The organism is Acinetobacter sp. 12966 (genome assembly GCF_031196995.1).
In the GTDB taxonomy this organism is placed as follows: domain Bacteria; phylum Pseudomonadota; class Gammaproteobacteria; order Pseudomonadales; family Moraxellaceae; genus Acinetobacter; species Acinetobacter geminorum.
This window is the reverse complement of sequence record NZ_JAVIMC010000002.1, coordinates 1-206: the sequence shown is the minus strand read 5'-3', so window position 1 is coordinate 206 and position 206 is coordinate 1. Positions and strand designations below refer to the sequence as shown.

The window sequence follows — 206 nt, the reverse complement described above, 5'->3', positions numbered from 1 at the left end:
TTCAATTTATTAAAAACTTCATGACTAGATTCAATTCCTCTCCATATAATAGAAATTAAATATAAAATTAGTTTTTTTTGATTAACACCCTGAATTTCATAGTGATTATCTCTTTTTTTATGTTTTACAGATTTCTTTTTATTTCTTAAAATATCTAGAGAATAGCCTTCATATTTTGTATTTAAATCATGCTCGCAATCTCCACA

At 23.3% G+C, this 206-nt stretch carries 1 pseudogene; it reads right to left on the bottom strand.

Annotated features, from left to right (window positions below):
• Positions 1-206: pseudogene (locus RFW85_RS00015) on the bottom strand (hypothetical protein); the annotation flags it as partial.